The organism is Pantoea anthophila, assembly GCF_006494375.1.
Lineage (GTDB): Bacteria > Pseudomonadota > Gammaproteobacteria > Enterobacterales > Enterobacteriaceae > Pantoea > Pantoea anthophila.
The window spans coordinates 1-4,634 of sequence record NZ_VHIZ01000015.1; the positions used below are offsets into that span (position 1 = coordinate 1).

The following is a 4,634-nucleotide window of genomic DNA, read 5'->3' on the forward strand; positions in this document are numbered from 1 at the left end:
AAGATGAAGAATCATTAGGCCCGCACATTGCATTAACTTTTGATTTCCAGGGTGGTGCAGCGTCAGGATATAACACACCGCTGTTATTCAAATCTGAAAAACCAGAAAAAAAAGAACAGGTAATCAATAAGCTTAAAGAAATAGGCGTTGATATACTTGGCATTGAAAAAAAAGAATCAAAACCCGCTGCTAAGAAATCTCTGTTGGAAGTTTACCAACAAATAAACCGTATGGCTGATGAGATTGCTAAGGCACATAAAACCGCACCAGTAAAAGAAACCTCTCTTACTGATCGATTAATTCAAATTATAAAAAAATAAGGAGTGTCTTAGATGGCATTTTTAACTATTACAGATGTTGTAAGTCACGAGCACAGCGACTTTTCACGCCGCGTGATTAATGTACCTCTTAAACAGGATGTGTCTCCAGGAGACTGCGTTGATTCTACTGGTGCGCTTGTTTCAAGTTCAAGCACAAACGCTTTTGTAATGCTGGAATATGCTAAAGCATCTTCTACTGCCGTCCCTGTACTGGTTCACGGAACACAGCTTTACCTGAAACGCTTCGCACTGAAATGTGATGACGTTGAAAAAGCAATTCAACTTATTACACAAGATCCCGCCGTGCGTTTAACTGGCGAAGCTTCACAAATTCCAACAACCTAACAGGGAGATAATTTTAAATGGCAAATTTTAATTATGGTGATTACGGAATGATTAACCTCATTCCAGCGTTTGAAATGCTACCAAGCAATAACTTTCTATTGCAAAACCTGAACATCTTTGACAAGCAAGGCAGCGCAGATATTACTGTAGCCTATGATCGTATTGCTAATGCAAACCGTGTTTTGCTGAATACGCCAAAAAAACGCTTTAGTTTTGAGCATGATTCTATTCAACGTGGGGATTCAAAACTATATAACATCGAGATCCCATACTTCCACAACGAGAACACAGCCTCAAGCGCAGATATTCAGAGAGGAATCCGCCAGACTGGAACTAATCAAGCGGAAACGATGGATCAGATTGTTTTTGGTTATATGCGTGATCAGTCTATTGCTCACAAGCACGCCGTAGAGGAAGCTTATGCACGCTGTTTATTCAAAGGCGAAGTAGACAGCCCATACACCCCGCAAGGGCCAATCATCAAATATACAGATATGTTTGATGCGCCTATGATGACAGACACTGTTGATCTAACAACTGGAGGAACATTAGACGTTATCCAGCAGTTCAATGAATGGCTTGATCGAATCAGTGAAGCGACTCAGGGACTTTATAGCCGAATTCGTCGCGTAGTAGTTTTTGCAGGCGTGACTGCTTTTTCACAATTACAATATCATCAGTCACTTCGTGATGCGTTTAAATATGTGAATCCTAACGATCCGCGTAATATCGTGACTCAGCGAACAGAGATTCTCGGAAATGTTGTTACCTTCACACTTCCCGGCCTGGCTATTGATGTTATTAAAGTTGCTGATCCGTCACTGACTAAATATCTTGAAAAAACAGAAATGGTTATGGTTCCAGTGTTTGAACAGGGAACTAACGGATTTGTACACGTGTTCGGGCCTGCTTCAGCAGATACTAACCTTGCTGTATCCGGCGATGTGCAAGAGGTTTATAGCTATCTCTATGAGAAACCACGCGGCGAACGTGAAATTGTAAGCGAGGCGGGAATCCTGCCAATTAACAATTGCACAGGCATGACGCTGAAGATTACCACTATCTAATAATGCTCCGTGTTTTATTCCTACTGATCTTATTATTGATTGAGATTGGTATTTATTATGGTGCTGCGACTTTTATACCGCTGCACCTAATACCCTTGCTGTTTGGAGTATGAAAATGAAAATTACATTTGAACAAGATAGCGGGAATGTTGTTGTTTGGGATGTATCGGAAGAAAAGCTTTCACAGCTTCTTAACGTTCGTGGATGCGCAATGAATTTTGGCATTAATGAACATACAGCCTCTGCACGTGTTCGCCGTGGTTGGCCTGTGCTATTAGCTTTGGCAACAGACGACGAAGAAAAACAATAAAGCAACCGCTATTAGCCCTGTCCCTTAACGGGGATGGGGCTTTTTTATGGAGTAAATAAATATGGCAACAAAAATTCAGGCCGCAACGTTAATCAATACGGTGCGCTACCAGACAGATCGCAACAGCCTTAACAAGGTGCGTAAGCAGATGCGCCAGCTACGCCAGCAGATGGAAAACGATTCTGTTAAATCTGCGAAGGCAGAAGCGAAGAGAATTAAGGAACAGGCAGACGCGGAGATCCGCGAGACGAAACGCGCCGCACGTGAGAAGGCCAAAGCAGAGAACCAGGGCAGCGGCAAGCGTGGCGGGAAAACGCAGGCAGAACGCGATGCAGCACGCCAGCGTAAAGAACAGGAGAAAGCTTTAGCCCAACAGCGTAAAGCTGAGGAACGCGCTGTTATGCAGACGGCCAACCGTCAGGCCAAAGCGGATCACCTGATGAAAAGCCGTAGCTTTGACATTAACCGTCTCCAGGGGCTGAACCAGGAACAGCGATATAACGCTATCCGTGAAGCCCATAGGATCACAGAAGAGTACCGCAATCAGGCGATCACTCTACAGCAGGCGAACGAGGCGCTACGCCAACAGAAGGCTATCTTAGGTAGCATTGCCCGCCAGAATCGCACACAGAACCGCCGTGCGGGAGTCCCAACGCCAGCAGGACACAGCCGCCTTGCTTCAAGTCTTGCCCTTGCCGGTGTTGCCGGTGGTGTTGGATATGGTGCAGAGCGTGCAGTAGACACAGCCAGGGAAACCCTTGCGGGGAGTATCGAGCGCAACGCTGGACGCCAGGAACTGAACACGCAAGGTATTAGCACGTTAGAAGCTGATGCACTGATTAACCAGGTTCGAGCGCGTACAGGCCGAACGTTGACCTATGAACAGCTTGCAGATCAGTCTAAAGACTATCGCGAGAAAACAGGGGAACTCTCTTTAGGTAAGTGGTCACAGGCGAAGGATGGCTCCTGGTCATTGGGATCGGCGGGTGAGATGGCGGATCTTGTGAATGCCGTTACTCAACGCGGCGGGAAAGCAGCGGGCCAACAGGTGCAGCAGAACCTGCAAGGGATGAACTACACAGAATATCTTGTTTATCTACGCGATCTGCAAAAAGCCTTCAAGTTCACTGATCAGCAAATGACGTTCTTTGCAGAAACGGTTAACGATGGTTCGTTAGCGTTAGGTGGCATCGATCAGGGAGGCAAGAATTTGACAGACACTATGATGTCAATTGCTCGCAGTGGTCAGAGCCTTACCGAAGAACAAAGCAGGAACTTAACTTACCTGGCTAACCTCGGATCAGTCGCACAGTCTGCATCTGAAAACCTGGGCGATTCATTCAGCGCGGCCTTTGCCGGACGTATGGAAGAGTTAGGAATCAACGCAGATGCTACAAGGGAAAGTTTCAGTGAGCTAAAGCCAGTCATGCAAGAGCTGGGCCGCGAGATCGGCAGCGTAACAGCGTGGATTTCTAAACATCTCGGAATGATTCCAGGCACAACCAGCTACAACCGTGACACCTACACAAAAAGCTATCAAACAGCGTTAGAGCACAAGGATGATACAGGTTTGAAAGGGTGGTGGTTCCGTCATTTCAACAGTACATCTACAGCAGGCGATGCAGGTTATCAGGATGCTTTAGCCGGTCGAGCGATGGATCAGAAGTATGTAAACCCATATGGCACGTCTGAATCAAACGTCACAACACAAAATCCTTTAGATCTGCGTTATGCAAACTTGGCTATGGGTAATCCGCTCGACTTCCAGACGCCTAAGTTTGAATTTGAGATTCACAACGAAACCAACGTGAACACCAATGATGATCGCTTGATGGGTGTCTTTACTGCACACACGCAGCAAGAGATTCTGAACAGTTGGGATGATATGACGTTCCAGGTTAACAGCATGACGTTCAATAACTGATGCAACCACAAGATGTAGTGTCATAGGGTTAATCGTAATCTACATGATGTGTTTTGTGGTTGACTCCGTTGCGCTATGAAGGTAAGGTTTATCTGAAGTTGATGCATTTGTGATCAGCGCTTATTTAGGCTGAGTTCTATGACTTACCTCTGTTTTGGGAGATTTGTTATGAGCGGTAAAGATTACAATGTTTTCAAAGGCGCTGATGGTGTGTGGCGTGGACAGCGACAAGATGCCACCCGTGCAAGCGTTACAGGCTCTACACAGCAAGAAGTTTTTGAACAAACAAGAGCGTTAGCTCAAAAAGCACGTTCAGAGGTTTCAGTTCACCGTGGCGATAATGGACAGATCCGTGATAAGTTCAGCTACGGGAATGACCCAAGAAGTACAAAAGGTTAAGTAATAAAATTCTAAAGCGCCCTTAGTGGCGCTTTTTGTCTATCTCTGGAGACTAAATACATGGCTAATAACTTATTTGTAACTTACGATTTGATTAAAGATAAAGATTATAAGGCAGTACATGAAGCTATTCAGAGTTTAGGTAACTGGGCAAAGGTTACAGAATCAAATTGGTATGTTAATTCACATCACTCAGCTTCAGATGCTGCAAGCATAGTTAAAGCGGCAATGGATAAAGATGATAAGCTCATTGTTATTAATGCCAGCAA

General features: G+C 45.1%; 7 protein-coding genes. All 7 read left to right on the forward strand.

All coding sequences use genetic code 11. The features are described 5' to 3' along the window. A partial coding sequence (locus tag FJW00_RS22270) for a phiTE-211 family phage-derived protein (protein WP_219994839.1) occupies window positions 1-320 on the forward strand: 320 nt, incomplete at its 5' end. A 12-nt stretch (window positions 321-332) separates the two neighbouring features. Further along, window positions 333-665, forward strand: a complete 333-nt coding sequence (locus FJW00_RS01845; RefSeq protein ID WP_140922942.1) for a hypothetical protein — start codon at window positions 333-335, stop codon at window positions 663-665. A gap of 17 nt (window positions 666-682) precedes the next feature. Further along, window positions 683-1,732 carry a major capsid protein gene (locus FJW00_RS01850; protein WP_140922943.1) on the forward strand — a complete coding sequence of 350 codons (1,050 nt, stop codon included), beginning with the start codon at window positions 683-685 and terminating at the stop codon, window positions 1,730-1,732. Window positions 1,733-1,847: 115 nt separating this feature from the next. Continuing rightward, window positions 1,848-2,042: a hypothetical protein gene (locus FJW00_RS01855; RefSeq protein WP_140922944.1), complete on the forward strand. Its 195-nt coding sequence runs from the start codon at window positions 1,848-1,850 to the stop codon at window positions 2,040-2,042. Between the two features lie 61 nt (window positions 2,043-2,103). Beyond that, window positions 2,104-3,966: a hypothetical protein gene (locus FJW00_RS01860; RefSeq protein ID WP_140922945.1), complete on the forward strand. Its 1,863-nt coding sequence runs from the start codon at window positions 2,104-2,106 to the stop codon at window positions 3,964-3,966. 168 nt (window positions 3,967-4,134) lie between these two features. Further along, entirely contained in the window at window positions 4,135-4,365 is a 231-nt protein-coding gene (locus tag FJW00_RS01865; protein ID WP_071524439.1) for a DUF2188 domain-containing protein, read from the forward strand. Between the two features lie 60 nt (window positions 4,366-4,425). Next, window positions 4,426-4,634, forward strand: a 209-nt coding sequence (locus FJW00_RS01870; protein ID WP_140922946.1) for a hypothetical protein, incomplete at its 3' end; no start/stop codon positions are given.

Bases quoted from the DNA above. Each gene is read 5' to 3' on its own strand.
- FJW00_RS01865 (WP_071524439.1), top strand. From the start codon at position 4,135: ATGAGCGGTAAAGATTACAATGTTTTCAAAGGCGCTGATGGTGTGTGG.
- FJW00_RS01855 (WP_140922944.1), top strand. From the start codon at position 1,848: ATGAAAATTACATTTGAACAAGATAGCGGGAATGTTGTTGTTTGGGAT.
- FJW00_RS01850 (WP_140922943.1), top strand. From the start codon at position 683: ATGGCAAATTTTAATTATGGTGATTACGGAATGATTAACCTCATTCCA.
- FJW00_RS01845 (WP_140922942.1), top strand. From the start codon at position 333: ATGGCATTTTTAACTATTACAGATGTTGTAAGTCACGAGCACAGCGAC.
- FJW00_RS01860 (WP_140922945.1), top strand. From the start codon at position 2,104: ATGGCAACAAAAATTCAGGCCGCAACGTTAATCAATACGGTGCGCTAC.